We start from the raw sequence: 20,599 nt of genomic DNA on the forward strand, positions 1-20,599 counted from the left end.
GTCACTTCGTGGGATGCGGGATGCGGTCGTGCAGCGACGGCGCGGCAGGCGCGCGAGCGGGCGGCGCGGCGGACGGCGACACGGGCGTGCCGGATGCCTCGGACGCGGCTGCCGCGTGCCACATCCGCGTGTCGCGCGCGTGCCGCCGCTCGCGGGCCAGCATCGCGCGGTTCACGACGACGACCCCGATCGTCACCGCCGTGATGAACACCGTGGCGAGCGCATTCATCTCCGGGTTGAGCCCCATCCGCACGCGGGAAAACACGACGAGCGGCAGCGTGGTCGACCCGGGGCCCGACAGGAACGCGGACAGGATCACGTCGTCGATCGACACCGTGAACGCCAGCAGCCAGCCGGACACCAGCGCCTGCGCGATCAGCGGCAGCGTGATCACGAAGAACACCTTCCACGGCCGCGCGCCGAGATCGAGCGCGGCCTCCTCGATCGAACGATCGAGCTCCTTCACCCGCGACTGCACGATCACCGCGACGAACGACAGGCACAGCATCACGTGGCCGATCCAGATCGTCAGCCAGCCGCGTCCAGCCGGCCAGCCGAAGGCCTGCTGCATCGCGACGAACAGCAGCAGCAGCGAGATGCCCTGGATCACTTCCGGAATCACGAGCGGCGCGTTGATCATCGCGGCATACAGCGTGAAGCCGCGAAAGCGCCCCATGCGGGCGAGCACGAAGCCGGCCCAGGTGCCGATCGCGACCGACGCGGTGGCTGTCAGCAACGCGATCTTCAGCGACAGCCATGCGGCCGTGAGCAGTTCGTCGTCGTGCAGCAGCGCGCCGTACCACTTCAGCGAGAAGCCCGACCACACCGTGACCAGCTTCGACGCGTTGAACGAGTAGACGACCAGACTGACGATCGGGATGTACAGGAACAGGAAGCCCGCGCCCAGCACGCACGCGGACAGGATGCGATTCGCGCGGGTCATCGCCGTGCCTCCGCTTCGGTCTGGCTGTAGTGGAGCAGCGCCATCGGCACGAGCAGCAGCAGCACCATCGTCACCGTCACCGCGGACGCCATCGGCCAGTCCATGTTGTTGAAGAACTCGTCCCACATCACGCGGCCGAGCATCAGCGTGTTCGCGCCGCCGAGCAGCTCGGGGATCACGTACTCGCCGACCGCCGGGATGAACACGAGCAGGCTGCCCGCGACGATGCCGTTGCGCGACAGCGGCAGCGTGATGCGCCAGAACGCGGACCACGGTGTCGCACCGAGATCGTTTGCGGCTTCGAGCAACGTGAGATCCATCTTCACGAGGTGCGCATACAGCGGCATCACCATGAACGGCAGGTACGAATAGACCATCCCGATGTAGACGCCCGCGTCGGTGTGATACAGGCGCAGCGGTGTCGCGATCATGCCTAGCGCCGCCAGCACGTGGTTCAGCAGCCCGTCGTCCTTCATGATCCCGACCCACGCGTACACGCGGATCAGGAACGACGTCCAGAACGGCAGCATCACGGCCATCATCAACAGGTTGCGGCGGGCCGGCGCCGAGCGCGCGATGAAGTACGCGATCGGGTAGCCGCCCAGCAGGCACATCAGCGTCGATGCCGCGGCCATCTTCAACGAGCTGACGTAGGTGTTCAGGTACAGGTCGTCCTGCAGCAGCAGCGCGTAATGCTTCAGCGACAGCACGACCTGCACGGTGCCGGCCTCCAGCCGCGCGAGCGCGGTGTACGGCGGGATGCCGAGCATCTGGTCGGCGAAGCTGATCTTCAGCACCAGCACGAACGGCAGCGCGAAGAACACGGCCAGCCACACGAACGGCACGCCGATCGCGACGCTGCGGCCCGACGGCAGGAAGCGCGACAGCATCGCGAAGCGACCCGGCCGCGAGCGGCCGGCGCCGGTCGATACCGGCGCGGACGGAGTAGATGCAGAGGTTCTCATTGTGGCGTCCTCACTGCGTCAGCACGACGCCGCTGGCCGGCGACCACGACACGAACACGTCGTCGTTCCACGCCGGTGCGTTGTCGTTCATCAGGTGCGAGCTCGACAGGTTCGACACCACCGTCTTGCCGCTCGGCAGGCGCACGTGGTACAGCGAGTAGCTGCCCATGTACGCGATGTCGGTCACGACGCCGCGCGCCCAGTTGTGTTTCGAGCCGGGTTTCTCGCGCGACACGTGGATGCGTTCGGGGCGCACCGAGATGCCCACCGGCATGCCGAGCGGGCCCGTGATGCCGTGGCTCACGTACATGCGCGCTTCGAGGTCGTCGCTCTCGACGAAGATGTGATCGGGCTCGTCTTCCACCACGCGCCCTTCGAACAGGTTGGTCGAGCCGATGAATTCGGCCGAGAAGCGGCTGTTCGGGAATTCGTACACCTCGCCCGGCGCGCCGATCTGCACGATCTTGCCTTCGCTCATCACCGCGAGGCGGCTGGCCATCGTCATCGCCTCTTCCTGGTCGTGCGTGACCATCACGCAGGTCACGTCGACCTTCTCGATGATGTTCACGAGTTCGAGCTGGGTCTTCTGGCGGATCTTCTTGTCGAGCGCGGACATCGGCTCGTCGAGCAAGAGCAGCTTCGGGCGCTTGACCAGCGAGCGCGCGAGCGCGACGCGCTGTTGCTGGCCGCCGGAGAGCTGGTGCGGCTTGCGCTGCGCGTACTTGCTCATCTGCACGAGCGCGAGCGCATCGGCCACGCGCTCCTTGATCTCGTTCTTCGGCGTGCCTTCCTGCTTCAGGCCGAACGCGACGTTCGATTCGACCGTCATGTGCGGGAACAGCGCGTACGACTGGAACATCATGTTCACCGGGCGGCGGTACGGTGGCAGCGATGCGAGGTCCTCGCCGTCGACGAAGATCTTGCCCGAGGTGGCCGTCTCGAGCCCGGCGAGCATGCGCAGCAACGTCGACTTGCCGCAGCCCGAGCTGCCGAGCAGCGCGAACAGCTCGTTCTTCGCGATCGTCAGGTTCACGTTGTCGACGGCGGTGCTGTCGCCGAATTTCTTCACGACGTTTTCGATGCGCACGAAGGCGTCCGCATCGTGGCGGACGGCGGCCGCAACCGATGCAGGGAGCGTATGGATCATCGTCGTCGCCCTCAACCGCCCGACTTCAGCTGCAGCCACAGACGGTTCTGCATCCGCGCGATGTCGGCGCTGCGCGGCATTGCGAGCGACGCCTTCGCGATCGTCGCGTCGGACAGGTAGATGCCCGGGTCCTGCACGATCGCCGGCGTCACGAACGGGCGCGCCGCCTTGTTGGCGCTCGGGTAGAAGATCTCGTTCGTGATCGCCGCGTTGGTCTTCGGATCCTCGATGTAGTTGATCCACTTCAACGCCGCTTCCGGATGCGGCGCATCCTTCGGGATCGCCATCACGTCGAACCACAGCAGGCCGCCTTCCTTCGGATTCACATAGCGGATCTCGTACGCGCGCTTCGCGTCCAGCGTGCGCCGCCGCGCGATGCCGACGTCGCCCGACCAGCCGAGCACGACGCACACATCGTTGTTCGCCAGGTCGTCCGCATAGCCGGCCGAGCTGAACTGCGTGACGTACGGGCGGATCTTCTTCAGCACGTCGTAGGCAGCTTGATAGTCGGCCGGGTTCTTGCTCTCCGGATCCTTGCCCATGTACTGCAGCGCCGCCGCGAACGCGGCGTCCGGTGCGTCGAGCAGCGAGATGCCGCAGCCCTTCAGCTTCGCCGCATTCGCCGGGTCGAACAGCAGCGCCCAGCTGTCGGTCGGTGCGTTGTCGCCGAGCCGCTTCCTGACCGCCTCGACGTTGTAGCCGATCCCCGTCGTGCCCCATGCCCACGGCACGCCGTACTGATTGCCCGGGTCGGCCTTCGCGACCATCTTCATCAGCACCGGGTCGAGGTTCGCGAGATTCGGCAGCTTCGACTTGTCGAGCTTCTGGTACACACCGGCCTGGATCTGCTGCGCGAGATAGTTCGACGTCGGCACGACGATGTCGTAGCCCGAGCTGCCCGCGAGCAGCTTGGTCTGCAGCGTATCGTCGCTGTCGTAGCTGTCGTAGCGCACCTTGATGCCCGACTGCTTCTCGAACACCGGCACCGTGTCCTTCGCGATGTATTCGGACCAGTTGTAGACGTTCAGGTTGGCATCGCCGGCATGGGCGGACAGGCTGGCCGCGACGGCCAGCACCGCCGACGTGACGCGCGCGGCGCGCAACGCCGGTTGACGACGGATACGGATACGCATGGGGATTCTCCTTGTGATGGGGATCGGCCGTTGCGCCCGGTCCGGGTCCGGACTCGCGTCAACGCCGTCGAGCGGTGTTCAGCACAAGGGCCAATGTAGAGATCGCGGCCGGCGGCGTCAGTCCCGGAAACCGGGACAAACGGCGACGTCGATTCCCGCCGTTTGGGTAGATTCCCGCGTAGGCAGTCGAAAATATTCGTGATACCTGTAGCGCCACCTGAAAATCTTCGATACACGACGCCATGAGCGCTGCGCTGCCCGCCCCCGATCTCCCGCTGAGCCACGTCGCGTTCGTGACCGACACGCTGGGCGACATCGCACAAGCCGTCGGCACGCCGCAGTTCATGCGCGCCGTCTACGACACGCTCGTGCGCTACGTCGATTTCGACGCCGTGCATCTCGACTACGAGCGCGGTGCGTCGTCCGGCCGGCGCAGCGTCGGCTGGATCGGCAGCTTCGGCCGCGAGCCCGAGCTGGTCGCGCAGGTGATGCGCCACTACTACCGCAGCTACGCGAGCGACGATGCAACGTACGCGGCGATCGAAACCGAAAACGACGTGCAGTTGCTGCAAGTCTCGGCGCAGCGCGTGGCGAGCGAGCTGCGGCATCTGTTCTTCGATGCCGGCGACATTCACGACGAATGCGTGATCGCCGGCGTGACGGGCGGCACGCGCTACTCGATCTCGATCGCGCGCTCGCGGCGGCTGCCGCCGTTTGCGCTGAAGGAACTGAGCCTGCTGAAGCAGCTTTCGCAGGTCGTGCTGCCGCTGGCGTCCGCGCACAAGCGCCTGCTCGGCGCGATCTCCGCCGACGACGCGCCACGCGACGAACTCGATCTCGACCTCGTCGCGCAATGGCTGCCGGAATGGCAGGAACGGTTGACCGCGCGCGAGATGCACGTGTGCGCGTCGTTCATCCAGGGCATGACGTCGGCGGCTATCGCGCAATCGATGGGGCTCAAGACCTCCACCGTCGATACCTACGCGAAGCGCGCGTTCGCGAAGCTCGGCGTCGATTCGCGCCGGCAACTGATGACGCTCGTGCTGAGAAACGCATCGCGGCGGCACGCCGCATAGCCTCGCTGCGTGCCGGCCGCCGGCAGGTTGCGCGCACACCCATCTCCGCGCCGCCTCATAACGATCCGACAATTTATTGGTTCCCTCGACGATGCGCCGTCCATATCGTTCACCGACTCGTCAGACCAATCGACCCACGGGGGAATCCAACAATGAAACAGATCCGTTCATTCGCACTGCTCGCACTGCCGGCCGCGCTCTATGCCGCCGGCGCGCACGCGCAAAGCAGCGTCACGCTGTACGGCATCGCCGATGCCGGCATCGCGTACGTGCACAACGCGCAGAACGCGAACGGCAGCAACGCGTCGAGCCTCGTCAAGTTCAGCAGCGGCAACCTGTCGGGCAGCCGCTGGGGGCTGCGCGGCACCGAAGATCTCGGCGGCGGCCTGGCCGCGCTGTTCCAGCTCGAGAACGGCTTCAACATCGGCACGGGCGCGCTCGGCCAGGGCGGGCGCGAGTTCGGCCGCAAGGCCGTCGTCGGCCTCGCGAGCAGCACGTACGGCACCGTGACGCTCGGGCGCCAGTACGATCCGGTCGTCGATCTCGTGCAGGGCCTCACGCAGGACAACTACTTCGGCGGCGTGTTCGCGACGCCGGGCGACCTCGACAACTACGACAACAGCCTGCGCGTCAGCAACTCGGTGAAATACACGAGCCCGCTGATCTCGGGCTTCCAGTTCGAAGGCCTGTACGGCTTCGGCGGCGTCGCGGGCGCCACCGGCAGCGGCCGCACGTACAGCTTCGGCGCAAGCTACGCGAACGGCCCGCTGTCGCTCGGCGCCGGCTTCTTCTACGCGAACGGCGGCTCCACCGTCGCGAACGGCGTGCGCACGTGGTCGAGCAGCTCGGACACGCTGTTCAACACCGTGATCAACCAGGGCTTCTCGAGCGCGAAGTCGATCCAGATCGTGCGCGTGGCAGGCCAGTACGTGGCCGGGCCTGCCACCTTCGGCCTCGCGTATTCGAATACGCAGTACGGCGCGGACACGCTGTCGGCGTTCAGCCAGAACGCGAAGTTCAACAACGGCTCGGCGTTCTTCAACTGGCAGTTCTCGCCGGCGCTGCGCGCGGGCGTCGGCTACAACTACACGTCGCTGACGGGGCCGAGTTCCGCGCACTACAACCAGGTCAACCTCGGTGCGGACTACGCGCTGTCGAAGCGCACCGACCTGTATGCGCTGTTCGGCTACCAGAAGGCGAGCGGCAACACGCTCAACGCGAACGGCGCGGTCGTGAAGGCCGCCGCATCGGTCGGCTCGTACGGCGTGAACTCCGGCACCGATACGCAGGAACTCGCGATCGTCGGGATTCGCCACAAGTTCTGATCGCGTCGCCGCACGGCAACGACGACGACATCGGCGACAGCCGGCAGGCGCGCACCGCGGTGCGCGCCTGCGGCGTTTACACTGTCGCGATCCCGTTCCGCACGACACAAGGAGGCCGGCATGCTGACCGTATGGGGGCGCCGCAATGCATTCAACGTCCAGAAGGTGCTGTGGCTCGTCGACGAGCTCGCGCTTGCGCATCGGCACGTGCCGGCCGGCGGGCAGTTCGGTGTGCTCGACACGCCCGATTTTTTGGCGATGAACCCGCACGGGCGCATCCCCGTGATCGACGATGGCGGCACGGTCGTGTGGGAATCGCACAGCATCCTGCGCTACCTTGCCGCGCGTTACGGACGCCCCGGCTTCTGGCACGACGACCCCGCCGAACAGTCGCGCGCCGACCGCTGGATGGACTGGTCGCAAACCACGTTGCAGCCGACGTTCCTGAACGGCGTGTTCCGGGGCCACTTCCGCACGCCGCCCGAGCAGCGCGACACGGCACGCGTCGAGCAAAGCATCGCGCAGTGCGCGCAGCACTTCCAGGCGCTCGATGCAGCGCTGGCCGGGCAGCCGTTTCTCGCGGGCGACGCGCTCACGCTCGCCGACATCGCGGCCGGCACGCATCTGTACCGCTACTTCGAACTCGACATCGCACGGCCGGACATCCCGAACGTGCAAGCGTGGTACGAGCGGCTGAAAGCGCGGCCCGCGTATCGCACGCACGTGATGATTCCGTTCGACGATCTGCGCGGGCGGCTCGATTAGCAGGTGTACCGGCGGCGGCGAGTCCGGCCGGAGACGCCGCCTAATGTCGCCGCATTCCACCGAATCCGCTCATGCCGCCGAACGGATGCATACCGCCGAATCCGTGGCCGACGGCACCGGCCGGAAACGCACCGTGGTGAAAACCGGCGCCGATCGGCGCGCCGACGCGGCGATGATCCACCCCGTTGAAGTGGACGACGTGATCGAAGTGGTGGAAATGATGGAAGCGGTGGAAGCGATCGACGAACACGAAGCCCACACCCGCGCCGATGAAAAGCGGCGGCCCCCAGTACCCCAGGTCGGCATACGGATAGTCCGCTGCCGGATACCATAAAACACTACCATCGGCGCTCTGCACGAACTGCCATGTGCCGTCGTCCTGCAGGCACGCACGCCCAACGATTTGCTGCTCGGTGCCGTCGATGTTCGCTTGCGCGACGACCGCCCGGCAGTTCGTCGTCTCGTCCGCCAGATCGTCGGAGGTTTGCGCAAAGACCGCCGCGGAACAGCCGAGACAGACGAACCCTATCCCGGATCGAAACCAGTTGCCCATGATCGGCTCCTGCCACATTGTCCCCGACCATTCGATCGCGGACGCGGCTGACGGCGCCCGGCAGATCGAATTGCTCGCGCACGATTCATCATGCGGTGCTCACGCGCCGCCGCATCGTGCAGGGTCTCCTGACGGCTAAACGATGCAGCGCGCCGGCTTATTCCAGGGGTCTGGTGCGAATGATCGACGCAGGCACCGTCGATTGGCGCCAGGCCTAGCGCCTGGCGAAGCGGTAGGCAGCCGCTGCCGTGATCCCGAATACCAGATGGGCCACGAGTGTGATCGCGCCACGAACCGGGATGAACCACGGGAAGATCGCGGTGAACGCGTACAGGTTGACGCCGTACACGATGAGGCCGAACGCGCCGCCCACGAAGAGCGCGGCCGCGAGCGACAGGTTGCGAATCACCTTCGCCAGCACAGCCGCATAGACCAGCGACAGCGCGAGATGCACGACGGTCGCCACCGTCATGACCAGTGGATCGAAGCCGGCGGACGCGCCGAGCACGCCGCGCCCCATCACGATGGCCGCCGTGAGGCGCGTGTCGCGCAACAGGTTCCCGATCGCGTCGTCGCCGACGATCGGCCAGAGCAGCAGCTCGACGACGGTCGAACCGGCCGCCGCACCGAACGCTGCTCAGAGAACCGGGACGACACCGGCTCGCTTCAATTGACGCTCCCGTCGCAACCAGCCGATGCATCGCCGCGACTTGCACCGCGCCCGCTCCGGCGCCGGCCGCGCATCGCGTGCCCGTGAACCGGAACCGGGCAACCACGCAAAATTACGACGCCCCTTCGCAATCCGACCAGTAAGCGAAAGGATCGCGATGTTTCGGATAGTTTTCGTCCAGCCATTTCAGCAACGTCGCCCGCGCGTTGTCCATGTCGGCTTTCAGCGACGAGGTCGTCAGTTCGTGCACTTCGATGGACTTTTCGCGATCGATCACGAAGCAGTTCCAGTCGGGGCCGTCGAGATCCGGATCGTCGGACGCCTTCGACGACTTGCCCCAGCCGAACCCCTTGCGCGCGTCGATGTAGTACCGCGGATGCACTTTCAGATACGACATTTCGCCGCCCTGCAGGCTGCTCTCCGCGCGCAGCACGTCGTGTCCGTCGACGATCTGCGTGACTTCCGGCAGCCGGCGCGCTCGCCATCCGACGGGCAGCGTCGCGATGGCCTTGACGCTGTCGTACATCCCCCACTCCAGCCCCCACGCTTCGGCCATGCGCTTCATGAATGCGTTCGCATTCGGATAGCCGCGCAACTGGATCCGGGTCGACAGCGTGACTTCGATACCGCCGCGCCCGCCCGTGCCGGCGGATGCGTCGTCGGCGCTCGCTTCGAACGGATTGCCCGGACGCGACGCGCGCGTCGCATCCGCGGGCGCCATGCCCGAAAACAGCTGGTCGAGCGCGGCACGCGCTTTCGACGACTTGTCCGGCTTGTTCATTGTTGACCTCGCTCGCATCCGCACGGATGCATCCCTTTTCGAATCTCGTTCATCTCTCCACCTCATCGTTTTTCGCGGTCGCATTGTCGTCGATCCGGCGGCCCGAGCCTAGTGCCGCGTATCGCACAACGCTTTTTCGCTCCCGCCAGCGACCGTGGCGGGTCGACACGATACACCGGCCAGCGCTAGCCGCCTGCCCCCACCGCCGCCCGCATCCGCTCCATCAACGCCAGCACCTCAGGCCGATTCTCCCCCTTCGCATGCACGAAGTAATACCTGAGCACCGAATCGACTTCGTGCGGGCTCACGCGCACGAGTTCGCTGCGCTTCAGATAGGCGTCGGCGAGCGGTACCCGCGCCAGTGCCACGCCGAGCCCGGCCTCGGCGGCGGCCAGCACGAGGTTGTAATCCTCGAAGCGGCGATCCTGCGCGCGCGGCTTGAACGGCACGCCCAATGCATCGAACCACGTGCGCCAGCCGGTCACGTCGGAATCGTGCAGCAACGGCATGTCGAGCAGCGCGGCATCGCCGCGCCGGCGGCGCGCCTTCGCCAGTTGCGCGGCAAGCCGCGGATGCGCGACCGGATAGAGCCGTTCCGGCATGAACGCGCGGGTGTCGAGCTGACGCCAGTTGCCGCGCCCGTACCGGATCGATAGATCCGCTTCGCCGCCGGCGATATCCACGTTGCGCAGATCGATGCCCAGTTCGATCCGCAATGCGGGCGCCTCGCTCTCGAGCGCATGCTGGCGCTCGAGCAGCCAGAGCTGCGCGAAGGCCGGCACCACGCTCATCCTGACCAGTCGCGGCGTACGCGGCGAGCGCCACTGATCGGCGGCACTGTCGATGATCGCGAACGCCTGCTCGATCCGGCCGACGAAGCGCTGGCCGTCCGGCGTCAGGCGCACGCCGCGCGCATGGCGTTCGAACAACCGCAGGCCGAGCCAGTTTTCGACAGCGGCCACCCGCCGGCTGATCGCGCCGTGCGTCACGCCGGAGACATCGGCCGCGGCCAGGAACGACCCCTCGCGCGCGACCGTGCACACCGTCTCGAGACTCGCGAGCGGCGGCCGCGCACCCGGCGCCGGCGCTGCGGCGGGCGACGCCGCCGGCGCGCGCTTTGCGCGGGTTGAAGCGCCGGCCGGCCGCCGGCTCGAGCTGTGAATCGTGGTCATATCTGCGTGCTGATCTGTGCGCTAGCTTAGCATCTTGCCACACCGCATCATTGCCGCATGAACACGCTCTCCACCCCGTCGTCGCGCGCTGCGCGGCAGCCGCTGATCGCGGCAGGCGCGGTCGCCTTCACGATCGTCTCGTGGGCGTCCGCTTTCCCGTTCATCCGGATCGGCCTGCATGGCCTGACACCGCTGCAACTCGCGGCGGCGCGCTTCGCCACGGCGGCCGTGCTGATCGTCGCGTGGCTCGCCGTGCGGCGGCCGCGCGTGCCGACCCGGGGCGACGCGCTGCGCTTCCTGCTGTGCGGCTTTCTCGGCATCGCGCTCTACAACGCGCTGCTCAATACCGGCGAGCAAACCGTCTCGGCCGGCGCGGCGAGCTTCATCGTGAACACGCTGCCGATCTTCACGGCGCTGCTGGCCTCGGTGTTTCTGGGCGAGCGCTTCAACCGCTGGGGCTGGCTCGGCTCGCTGGTCAGCCTCGCCGGCATCGCGGTGATCGCGCGCGGGCAGCCGGGCGGCCTCGTCCTCGGCGCCGGCAGCACGCTGATCCTCGGCGCGGCCCTGTGTTCGGCCAGCTATTTCGTGCTGCAGCGGCGGCTGATTCCGGTGTACGGCGCGCTGGCCTGCACCGCGTACACGCTGCTCGCCGGCGCGCTGCTGCTCACGCCGTGGCTGCCGGGCGCGCTCGTGGCGCTGGGCAGCGGGTCGCGCGACACCGCGCTGGCCGTGCTGATGCTCGGCATCTTCCCCGCCGCACTGGGTTACGCGACCTGGACCTTCGCACTCGGCTACTTCGGCGCGGCGCGCGCCGCCAACTTCCTCTACCTGACGCCCGCGGTCGCGACGGTCTTGTCGATGGTGCTGACGGGCGAGCGACCCGGCATCGAGACGGTGTGCGGCGGCCTGCTGGCGATTGCCGGCGTGATCTTCGTGGCGTTGCGCGGACGTTCTTAGGCTCGCAGCCGAATCGGGCCGGCCCGATCGCCCCGACGATCCGCAAGCGAGCCGGTCGGGACGAACCCCGGCATCTGCAAAGCGGAATGCATCGCGTGGGTCGCCTACCCGCGCCCGGTCGTCGACGCTGCCGGGCTCGACCGTTAGTTGCATTAAAACGAGGATATCGATCGCGATGAAGCATGGCCCCGCAACCGGATGCGCAATCGAAATCGTCCAAACTGTGCAGACAAATCGACCGAACAGTTCCGGATTGACCGTGCATCAGTGTCCATGGCTTCGTTCCACCCGCCGGCCGAATAATGGATGCGTTCGTAAGCCCGTCGACAGCGAATCGCAGCCTGTGGCCTGCCGCGGCGCACGATTTCCGGCATCCGGCGCCGTCGAATTTCGGGCGCTGGTCGCACAGCGCCCGCCCCGCTACATGATTCGCTGCAGCGCGCAAAATCGGCTTCATATATATTCATACGAATTGCACCGTTTCAGGCCCCGATTCGCCCGTTCACCCGGGCGGCACGTCGCGGGGCAGGACGCGATGCAGTGAAGCCCATGATGGGTATGGAGACTCGTCCGATCGCCCCGGCCTCGCCGTCGGCCGGTCGAGACGCCAATAGAAAGACATTCAAATCGGAGATGGCAGATGGAACGAAGCACTGTCGGCATGCGCTGCAAACCCCTGATCACCGTCGCACTGGCTGCCGCCGCATTCGCGGCCGCGTCGACCGCGATGGCCGACCAGGTCGTGAAGATCGGCAGCGTCGAACCGACGACGGGCGGCATCTCGCACCTCGGCAAGGACAACGAGAACGGTGCGCGCCTCGCGGTCGAGGAAATCAATGCGAAGGGCCTCACGATCGGCGGCAAGAAGATCACGCTGCAACTCGATGCACAGGATGACGCGGCCGATCCGCGCCAGGCTACCCAGGTCGCGCAGAAGCTCGTCGACGACAAGGTCGTCGCCGTCATCGGCCACCTGAACTCGGGCACGTCGATCCCGGCGTCGAAGATCTACAGCGACGCGGGCATCGTGCAGATCTCGCCGTCGGCCACCAACCCGACCTACACGCAGCAAGGCTTCAAGACGACCTACCGCGTGGTCGCGACCGACGCGCAGCAGGGCCCGGCGCTCGCGAGCTATGCGCAGGCGAAGGGCGTGAAGAGCGTCGCGGTGATCGACGATTCGACCGCGTACGGCCAGGGCCTCGCGAACGAGTTCGAGAAGAAGGCGAAGGCGCTCGGCCTGAAGGTGCTGTCGCACGACGCGACCAACGACAAGGCGGTCGACTTCCGCGCGATCCTGACGAAGGTCAAGGGCGAGAACCCGGACGCGATCATGTACGGCGGCATGGACGCCACCGGCGGCCCGCTCGCGAAGCAGGCGAAGCAGCTCGGCCTGCGCGCGAAGATCCTGTCCGGCGACGGCGTGTGCACCGACTCGCTGGCCGAACTGGCCGGCCCGGCAGCCGACAACGTGCTGTGCTCGCAGGCCGGCGCCGCGCTCGAGAAGATGCCGGGCGGCGCGGACTTCCTCGCGAAGTACCAGAAGCGCTTCAACCAGGGCATCAAGTTCGATGCGCCGTTCGCGTATGACGCGGTCTACATCGCGGTCGACGCGATGAAGCGCGCGAACTCGACCGATCCGGCGAAGATCCTCGCGGCGATGCCGGCGACGAAGTACGAAGGCGTGATCGGCACGACGACGTTCGATTCGAAGGGCGACCTGACGCACGGGATCATCTCGATCTACGGCTACAAGAGCGGCAAGAAGACCTTCCTCGACCAGGTGAAGATGTAACCCGTCGCGGCGCCGGTGCGACGGGAACGCCACTCGTCAGCGCCGGCGCCGTGCGGGCCGAATTCTGATTCACGGAGACGAAGCATCATGTGCGCAATGGCGTATGCGGAATTTCAACAGGAGTTGAAGAAGGCACAGCTGACGGCGCGCGAGTTCGCCCGCCTGATCCGGATGAACGAAAGCTCGATCACGAACTATTCGAGCAAGGGTACGGTTCCTTCCCACCTCGCGGTCATCGCGAAACTGATCGGCACGATGGCCGCGCACGAGATCGATTTCCGGCGCGTGATCCGGCAGATGCGGATCGAACCGAAACGGCCGCGCGGCGGCGGTGCGTTTCCGGCGGTGGACAAACCGCGTTCCGGAAAGACGGCGAAAGCCGACGCCTGAGCCCAGGCATGCGTCGACGACGGCACGACGCTTGCCGCTCGACGCCGAATCGAATGTCATCTCACGGGCAACGCGACACGCGACGCCCGACCGTCAAACCACCGCCCGCACGTGATCGAGCAGCGCCTGCAACGGGTGCCGCACCTGCTTCGACGACATCCGCTTCACCTGGCTGCGGCACGAATAGCCGGTCGCCAGCGCCTCGCCTTCATCCTCCGGCCCGTCCACGTGCGCCGCCCACGACTGCGCATAGATCGTCTTCGACGTCGCGAGATTGCGCGCCTCGTGTCCGTAGGTACCCGACATCCCGCAGCATCCGGTGGCCTGGACCTTCAACCGCAGCCCGCGCCGCGCGAACACCTGGACCCATTGCTTGCCGCTGTCGGGCGCATTGGTCTTCTCGGTGCAGTGCGGCAGCAACCGGTACGACGCAGGCACGCCGCCGGCACCGGCACCGGCTTCCGGCAGCACCTGCAGCAGCCATTCCTGCGGCAGCGCCACCTTCGGCACATCGGTGAGCCCCGTCACCTTCAGGTACTCCTGCCGATACGTGAGCGTCATCGCCGGATCGAGGCCGACCAGCGGGACACCTGAGCGCGCCAGCGCGGCCAGCTGCGTCGCATTGCGGATCGCCGCCTGCTCGAACGCGCGCAGGAAGCCCTGCACGTGCAGCGCCTTGCCGTTCGGCGCGAGCGGTGCGAGCCACACCTGAAAGCCCATGCGCGCCGCCAGCTCGATCAGCGTCGCCAGTTGCTCGGTATCGAAATAGCGCGTGAACGTGTCCTGCACGATGACGACGCTGCGTGCGCGCTGCGCGTCGCTCAGCGCGGCGAGCGCCTGCGGATCGGCCGGCTTCACCTGCCATTGACGGATCACGGCCGCGAGGTCGAAGCGGCTCAGCAGCGGGCTGTCGACCATGCCGACGTGCCGCTCCAGCACCGTGCGCACCCATCCTGAGCGCATCAGCCCGTTGTACAGCGCGGGCACCCGCGCCATCCACGGCGTCGTGAATTCGAGCGAGCCGATCAGGTAGTCGCGCAGCGGCCGCAGGTAACGCTGGTGATACAGCTCGAGAAAACGCGAGCGAAACTCCGGCACGTTCACCTTCACCGGGCACTGCCCCGCACACGACTTGCACGCGAGGCACCCGGCCATCGCGTCGTACACCTCGTGCGAGAAATCGGCTTCGCCGTTGCGCGCCGCGCGGCTGTTGCGCCAGCGCGTGGCGAGGCTGCCCAGGAACGGCTGCCGCGCACGGGCCGCCGCGACGACGTCGACGCCGGCCTGCCCTTGCAGGCGCAACCATTCGCGCATCAGCGACGCACGCCCCTTCGGCGACTGCACGCGTTCGCGCGTCGCCTTCCACGACGGGCACATCGCGTCGTCCGGGTCGAAGTTGTAGCACGCGCCGTTGCCGTTGCAGTGCATCGCGGTGCCGTAGCGCTGCCACACGCGCTCGTCGATCTGCCGATCGTGGTCGCCGCGCGTCGGCACTTCGTCGATCTTCAGCAGCCGCATCGTGTGGTCCGGCGGCGTCGCGATCTTGCCGGGGTTGAACTGGTTGTGCGGATCGAACGCGGCCTTCAATTGCTGCAGCGACGGATACAGCTCGCCGAAGAACGCCGGCGCATATTCGGAGCGCACGCCCTTGCCGTGCTCGCCCCACAACAGGCCGCCGTGGCGCTGCGTGAGCTCGGCCACCGCATCCGACACCGGCCGCACCAGCGCCGCCTGCTTCGGGTCCTTCATGTCGAGCGCCGGCCGCACGTGCAGCACGCCCGCATCGACGTGCCCGAACATCCCGTATTGCAGCCCGTGGCCGTCGAGCAGCGCGCGGAATTCGGCGATGTACGCGGGAAGGTTCTCGGGCGGCACCGCCGTGTCCTCGACGAACGGCTGCGGGCGCGCCTCGCCCTGCACGTTGCCGAGCAGGCCGACCGCGCGCTTGCGCATCGCATACACGCGCTTCACCGCGTCGTCGCCCGCCGCGAGCGTGTGGCCCAGGCGCTCCACGCTCTTGTCGCTACGCAGATGATCGACGAACGCGCTCACGCGCGCATCGACGTCCCGCGCATCGTCGCCGCTGAATTCGATCAGGTTGATGCCGAGCGTCGGCCGAGCGTCGTCCTGCGGGAAATACTCGGCCACGCTGCTCCACACGAAATCCTTCATCGCCAGCATCAGCACCTTCGAGTCGACCGTCTCGATCGACAGCGGCTGGTGCGCGAGCAGCGCGCGGGCGTCGCGCAGCGCGTCCATGAAGCCCGCGTAGCGCACGTTGACCAGCACCGAATACTTCGGGATCGGCAGCACGTTGAGCTTCGCTTCGACGACGAAGCCGAGCGAGCCTTCCGCGCCGCACAGCACGCTGTTCAGGTTGAAGCGGCCGTCGGGTTCGCGCAGGTGCGCGAGGTCGTAGCCGGTCAGGCAGCGGTTGAGCTTCGGAAACTTCGCCTCGATCAGCGCCGCCTTGTCGTCGCTGATGCGCCGCGCGGCGCGGTAGACCTTGCCGATGCGATCCTCGCGCGCGCAACGGCGCTCGAGCTCGTCGTCCGCGAGTGCTTCGCTGTGCAGCTGCTCGCCGCCCATCAGCACGAAATCGAGCTCGAGCACGTGGTCGCGCGTCTTGCCGTACGTGCAGCTGCCCTGCCCGCTCGCGTCGGTGTTGATCATTCCGCCGACGGTCGCGCGGTTCGACGTCGACAGTTCCGGCGCGAAGAACAGCCCGTGCGGCTTCAGCGCCGCATTGAGCTGATCCTTGACGACGCCCGCCTGCACGCGCACCCAGCGCTGCTCGACGTCGATTTCGAGGATCCGGTTCATGTTGCGCGACAGGTCGACCACCACGCCGTCGGTCAGCGACTGCCCGTTGGTGCCCGTGCCGCCGCCGCGCGCGGCCACCGCGACGTCGCGATGCGCGGGCTCGGCGAGCAGGCGCGCCAGCAGCCGGACGTCGTCCGCATACGCGGGGCAGATCACCGCTTGCGGCAGGCGCTGGTAGATCGAGTTGTCGGTGGCCTGCACCGTCCGGTTCGCATGGTCCGCGCGGATTTCCCCGGCGAATCCGGCGGCCCGCAGCGCGGCGAGAAAGTCACGGTACGCATGCGCGGGCGGGCTGGCGGGACGGGGCAACGAGGCGATCGACATGGGCTAAAAGCGGCAGTGTGGGTGGAACCGGCCGGTTCGCGCGGTTGAAACATGATTTTTTAGCAAGTTTCCACGCGGCCGGGAATTCCAGTATCTTTGGATACTGCACGAGAAACAAACGAATTCTGCTCCGGCGAATATTGCATAAAACTCATGAATTACCGTCGCCTCACCCCGTCGATGTCGCTGCTGCTGGTGTTCGAGGCCGCCGCGCGGCATGAAAGCTACACGCGCGCGGCCGAGGAGCTGTCGCTGAGCCAGAGCGCGATCAGCCGGCAGGTCCAGACGCTGGAGGATCAGCTCGGCGTGCCGCTGTTCCGGCGCGAGGGCCGCTCGGTCAAGCTGACCGAAGTCGGGCGCCGCTACTTCACCGAGTTGAGCGGCGCACTGGGGCGCATCCGCGGCGCGACGCTGCAGGCGATGTCGCACCAGGCGGGCGCCGGTACGCTGCGGCTCGCGACGCTGCCCACGTTCGGCTCGAAATGGCTGCTGCCGCACCTGCACGATTTCTACGCCGCGCATCCGGGCGTGACCGTGCACGTCCATTCGCGGATCGGCGCGATCGATTTCCTCAACGACGACCTCGATGCGGCCATTACCGTCGGCGCGGGCGATTGGCCGGGCCTGCACGCGCACCGGCTGTACAACGAGTTCCTGATCGCGATCGCGCCGCCGGACCCGGGCAGCGCAAGCCGACGCAAGGCCGACGCACGCACGCCAGCGTGGGCCGCGAAGCAGACGCTGCTCGGCGTGACGAGCAACCAGCAGGCGTGGGCGGAGTGGTTTTCGCACTATCGGCTCGACCATCGGCAGATGCGCATCGGCCCGAGCTTCGAGCTCACGTCGCACCTGATCCAGGCGGTGCGGGCCGGGATGGGGATCGGGCTGGTGCCGAAGGTGCTGGTGGAAGACGAGCTGAGCCGCCACGAGCTCGTGTCGATCGGCGACGCGATCACCAGCCAGCGCAGCTACTACCTCGTCTACCCGCCGGGGAACGAGACGCTGCCGTCGCTCGTCGCGTTCCGCGAATGGCTGCTGAAGTCGTGCTGAAACGCGGCCGGCGGCGGGCCGCTCAGGTGCGCCATTCGCCGAGAATCTGCTCGGCAAGGTAGTCGCACGGCGGGCGCGCGGACTGCGGGCTGCGCGCGAGCACGACCTCCATTTCGCCGAGCGGCGGCAGCCCGTGGCTTTCCGACAGCTGCACGAGATGATCGGGAATGCAGCAGCGCGCCAGCGGCGCGACCGCGAGCCCGGCCTCCACCATGCTGAGCAGGCCGAGGTGGCTCGGGCTCTCGTACGACATCCGGTACGGGATCTTCCGCCGGTTCAGCGCCTTGACCGCGTGATCGCGCGCCGTGCTGCCGCCGTGCGTGAAAAAGGCCACCGGCAGCGGCCGCTCTTCCCACACGTTGCGCTTCGGCGACCCGGCCCAGACGAGCGGCTCGAGCCGGATCAGCTCGCCGGTCACCCCCTTGATCCGCGTGAGGCACGCGAGGTCGACCGTGTTGTCCTTCAGCATCGGCACGAGCGCGCTGCTCGGCTGGCCGATCACGCGTATTTCCACGCGCGGATGCATCGCGGCGAACTTGCCGAGCACCTGCGGCAGCAGCGACGAAATGTAATCGTCGGGCACGCCGATCGTCACGCGGCCGCGGACCTCCGGGCGCACGACCGACGCCCAGGCCTCGTCGCGCATCGCCAGCATCCGGCGGCCGTATTCGGCGAGCATCGTGCCGTCGTCGGTCGGCGTCACGTTGCGCGTGTCGCGGATGAACAGCGGCTTGCCGAGCGCGTCTTCCAGCGCCTTGATCTGCATGCTCACCGCCGACGGCGACCGATGCACGGCCTGCGCGCCCTGCGCGAACGATCCGGATTCCGCGACGGCCACCACCATCGCGAGCACATCGAGGTCGAGCTTTTTCATCGCATTCAGAAAACCTGATTAATCGATTCAGTTTATCCCGTTTTACTGTTCTCCTCCACGGTCGGACAATGCATCCCGTCAGCCCTTACTCGTTGCAGGAATCATCAGACATGCATACGTCCGGATCGCTCTACGGATTTCTCGTCATCGGCGGCATGCTCGCGGTCACGCCCGGGCCGAACATGGTCTACGTGATGTCGCGCTCGATCGCGCAAGGTCGCACTGCGGGGCTCATCTCGCTCGGCGGCGTGATGATCGGCTACCTGTTCTACATGTTCGGTGCGGCGTTCGGGATCACGACGCTGTTCATGAGCGTGCCCTACGCGGGCAGTGTTCTGGCCGTGGTCGGTGCGGCGTACCTGCTGTATCTCGCATGGCAGGCCGTCCGGCCCGGCGGCCGCTCGCCGTTCGAGGTGCAGGCGTTGCCCAGCGAGCGCCCGCTTCGGTTGCTCGCGATGGGCGCGACGACCAGCGTGCTGAACCCGAAGCTCGCGATGCTGTTCATTTCGCTGCTGCCGCAGTTCATCGACTACGGGAACGGCAGCGTACTCGGGCAATCGCTGTTTCTCGGTTCGCTGCTGATCACCGCGTTCGCTTGCGCGAACGGGCTGGTGGCGATCTGTTCGAGCCGCATCGCGACGTTCCTGCACGGGCGCCCGACGCTGCTGCTCGCGCAGCGCTGGGCGATGGGGCTCATTCTTGGCGGGCTCGGCGTGCAGATGGTGGTCGATGCGTCGAAGATGGCGGGCATGGCATAGTGCGCCAATCACGCCATCGAGCGGATGCCATCGGAACCAGGACAGCCGCGCGCCGGTTTTACGCGAGATAGCCGGAAACGCCGTCCCAGAGCAGTTTCAACGCGGTCACCGCGAGCAATCCGTAGCAACTCCGGTAGATCAGGCGCTGATCCAGCCTGCCGTGAAGCCGCCAGCCGCACACCACGCCGGCCGGAATGGCAAGCAGGCACACCGCCATCAACGCCCAGACATTCGCGGTCGGCCGCACGATCAGCAGCCACGGCACCGCCTTGATCGCATTGCCCACGGTGAAGAACAGGCTCGTCGTTCCCGCGTACATCTCCTTGCTGAGGCCGAGCGGCAGCAGATACATCGCGAGCGGCGGACCGCCCGAGTGCGCGACCATCGTCGTGACGCCCGATGCAAGGCCGGCCGAGACGGCCTTCGGCGACGAACGCGGACGAACCGTCGGTTTCGCGCCACCCCTCACCCACAGCCCGACGAAGACCAGCGTGACCACCGCCATCAACAGCTCGATGGCACGATGGTCGAGGAAGCGGAAAGCCAGGTAACCGAACCCGATACCGACCACCAGCCCCGGCAGGAGCAGCACGAGGTCGGGCTTCGACCATGTCGACGGCTTCCAGTACCGCAGCGCGAACAGATCCATCGCGATGAACAACGGGGCGAGCAAGCCGCCGGCCGTCACCGGGTCCATCACGAGTGACAGCAGCGGAATGCCGATGATCGCGAATCCGCCACCGAACGCACCGCGCATGAACGCGATCACGAACACACCGGCAAACGCGATCAGGATCGTGGCCAGCGTCAATTGCAGGCCCATCGCAGTAGGGGTCGCCATCACGACCTCCGTGCCGGTTCGAATCGCGGCGTGGCGGACTGCCACGGAGCGGGTCGCACGGGCGGCATCGCCGCACGGTGGATCCGGGTTGAACGCATTGCACCCATGCTGCTTCTCCAATGAGGTACCGGGGCAATGCGGTACCCCAACGCACCGCCGGCCGCATGGGCCGCACAAGCATTTCAGCCCCGGTACAATCGACTTGATGAAAGCAGAATGCACCGCCATTAGACTCAGTGCAATTAAAACATTGACCT

Annotated in this window: 19 protein-coding genes; 8 read left to right on the forward strand and 11 right to left on the reverse strand. The window is 66.9% G+C overall.

Features of this window, described 5'->3' with window-relative positions; all coding sequences use genetic code 11:
* Position 1 precedes the first annotated feature (1 nt).
* The 4 genes from CFB47_RS37085 to CFB47_RS37100 are packed head-to-tail and all read right to left on the reverse strand — an operon-like array spanning position 2 to position 4,188.
* On the reverse strand, positions 2-943 hold the full coding sequence (locus CFB47_RS37085; RefSeq protein ID WP_089464221.1) for an ABC transporter permease subunit: 942 nt from the start codon (positions 941-943) through the stop codon (positions 2-4).
* On the reverse strand, positions 940-1,908 hold the full coding sequence (locus CFB47_RS37090) for an ABC transporter permease subunit (protein ID WP_089464222.1): 969 nt from the start codon (positions 1,906-1,908) through the stop codon (positions 940-942). Before CFB47_RS37090 ends, CFB47_RS37085 begins: the two co-directional genes overlap by 4 nt.
* Positions 1,909-1,918: 10 nt before the next feature.
* Complete coding sequence (locus CFB47_RS37095; protein WP_089464223.1) at positions 1,919-3,055, reverse strand: ABC transporter ATP-binding protein; 1,137 nt, start codon at positions 3,053-3,055, stop codon at positions 1,919-1,921.
* A gap of 11 nt (positions 3,056-3,066) precedes the next feature.
* Positions 3,067-4,188 carry a polyamine ABC transporter substrate-binding protein gene (locus tag CFB47_RS37100; RefSeq protein WP_089464224.1) on the reverse strand — a complete coding sequence of 374 codons (1,122 nt, stop codon included), beginning with the start codon at positions 4,186-4,188 and terminating at the stop codon, positions 3,067-3,069.
* 242 nt (positions 4,189-4,430) lie between these two features.
* On the opposite strand from CFB47_RS37100, the gene CFB47_RS37105 reads away from it, so the two are divergent.
* The 3 genes from CFB47_RS37105 (at position 4,431) to CFB47_RS37115 (ending at position 7,354) form a co-directional block, all read left to right on the forward strand.
* Positions 4,431-5,264, forward strand: coding sequence for a helix-turn-helix transcriptional regulator (locus CFB47_RS37105; protein WP_089464225.1), 834 nt, complete (start codon positions 4,431-4,433; stop codon positions 5,262-5,264).
* Between the two features lie 152 nt (positions 5,265-5,416).
* The gene (locus tag CFB47_RS37110; RefSeq protein WP_039364476.1) at positions 5,417-6,589 is read left to right on the forward strand and encodes a porin; all 1,173 of its coding nucleotides are present in this window, start codon (positions 5,417-5,419) and stop codon (positions 6,587-6,589) included.
* A 120-nt stretch (positions 6,590-6,709) separates the two neighbouring features.
* Positions 6,710-7,354, forward strand: a complete 645-nt coding sequence (locus tag CFB47_RS37115) for a glutathione S-transferase family protein (protein ID WP_089464226.1) — start codon at positions 6,710-6,712, stop codon at positions 7,352-7,354.
* Positions 7,355-7,394: 40 nt separating this feature from the next.
* On the opposite strand, the gene CFB47_RS37120 is transcribed toward CFB47_RS37115, so the two are convergent.
* The 4 genes from CFB47_RS37120 to CFB47_RS37135 all read right to left on the reverse strand — a co-directional run bounded on the left by CFB47_RS37120 (position 7,395) and on the right by CFB47_RS37135 (position 10,530).
* On the reverse strand, positions 7,395-7,907 hold the full coding sequence (locus tag CFB47_RS37120; protein ID WP_089464337.1) for a hypothetical protein: 513 nt from the start codon (positions 7,905-7,907) through the stop codon (positions 7,395-7,397).
* Between the two features lie 214 nt (positions 7,908-8,121).
* Positions 8,122-8,505, reverse strand: coding sequence for a sodium:proline symporter (locus CFB47_RS37125; protein WP_256946854.1), 384 nt, complete (start codon positions 8,503-8,505; stop codon positions 8,122-8,124).
* A 184-nt stretch (positions 8,506-8,689) separates the two neighbouring features.
* A complete protein-coding gene (locus tag CFB47_RS37130) occupies positions 8,690-9,358 on the reverse strand; it encodes a nitroreductase (protein ID WP_089444584.1) in 669 nt (222 codons plus the stop codon).
* 185 nt (positions 9,359-9,543) lie between these two features.
* Complete coding sequence (locus CFB47_RS37135; RefSeq protein ID WP_089444585.1) at positions 9,544-10,530, reverse strand: LysR substrate-binding domain-containing protein; 987 nt, start codon at positions 10,528-10,530, stop codon at positions 9,544-9,546.
* A gap of 57 nt (positions 10,531-10,587) precedes the next feature.
* Between CFB47_RS37135 and CFB47_RS37140 the strand changes: the two genes are divergently transcribed.
* The 3 genes from CFB47_RS37140 (at position 10,588) to CFB47_RS37150 (ending at position 13,672) form a co-directional block, all read left to right on the forward strand.
* Positions 10,588-11,487, forward strand: coding sequence for a DMT family transporter (locus CFB47_RS37140; RefSeq protein ID WP_089464227.1), 900 nt, complete (start codon positions 10,588-10,590; stop codon positions 11,485-11,487).
* 640 nt (positions 11,488-12,127) lie between these two features.
* Complete coding sequence (locus CFB47_RS37145; RefSeq protein WP_089444587.1) at positions 12,128-13,282, forward strand: branched-chain amino acid ABC transporter substrate-binding protein; 1,155 nt, start codon at positions 12,128-12,130, stop codon at positions 13,280-13,282.
* 87 nt (positions 13,283-13,369) lie between these two features.
* Positions 13,370-13,672 (forward strand): DNA-binding protein, encoded by a 303-nt coding sequence (locus tag CFB47_RS37150; protein WP_089444588.1) that lies wholly within the window; start codon positions 13,370-13,372, stop codon positions 13,670-13,672.
* A gap of 93 nt (positions 13,673-13,765) precedes the next feature.
* Here the strand turns inward: CFB47_RS37150 and CFB47_RS37155 are convergent, their stop codons facing one another.
* Positions 13,766-16,819: an FAD-binding and (Fe-S)-binding domain-containing protein gene (locus tag CFB47_RS37155; protein WP_089464228.1), complete on the reverse strand. Its 3,054-nt coding sequence runs from the start codon at positions 16,817-16,819 to the stop codon at positions 13,766-13,768.
* A gap of 153 nt (positions 16,820-16,972) precedes the next feature.
* On the opposite strand from CFB47_RS37155, the gene CFB47_RS37160 reads away from it, so the two are divergent.
* Positions 16,973-17,869, forward strand: coding sequence for a LysR substrate-binding domain-containing protein (locus CFB47_RS37160; protein WP_089464229.1), 897 nt, complete (start codon positions 16,973-16,975; stop codon positions 17,867-17,869).
* 22 nt (positions 17,870-17,891) lie between these two features.
* Here CFB47_RS37160 and CFB47_RS37165 read toward each other — a convergent pair whose 3' ends face one another.
* The gene (locus tag CFB47_RS37165; protein WP_089464230.1) at positions 17,892-18,743 is read right to left on the reverse strand and encodes a LysR substrate-binding domain-containing protein; all 852 of its coding nucleotides are present in this window, start codon (positions 18,741-18,743) and stop codon (positions 17,892-17,894) included.
* Between the two features lie 110 nt (positions 18,744-18,853).
* Between CFB47_RS37165 and CFB47_RS37170 the strand changes: the two genes are divergently transcribed.
* Positions 18,854-19,501, forward strand: a complete 648-nt coding sequence (locus tag CFB47_RS37170; RefSeq protein WP_089459662.1) for a LysE family translocator — start codon at positions 18,854-18,856, stop codon at positions 19,499-19,501.
* Between the two features lie 58 nt (positions 19,502-19,559).
* Here the strand turns inward: CFB47_RS37170 and CFB47_RS37175 are convergent, their stop codons facing one another.
* The gene (locus CFB47_RS37175) at positions 19,560-20,342 is read right to left on the reverse strand and encodes a sulfite exporter TauE/SafE family protein (RefSeq protein WP_089464231.1); all 783 of its coding nucleotides are present in this window, start codon (positions 20,340-20,342) and stop codon (positions 19,560-19,562) included.
* Between the last annotated feature and the right edge of the window lie 257 nt (positions 20,343-20,599).

Origin of the sequence: Burkholderia sp. AU27893 (genome assembly GCF_002223205.1) — a bacterium.
Classification (GTDB): Bacteria; Pseudomonadota; Gammaproteobacteria; order Burkholderiales; family Burkholderiaceae; genus Burkholderia.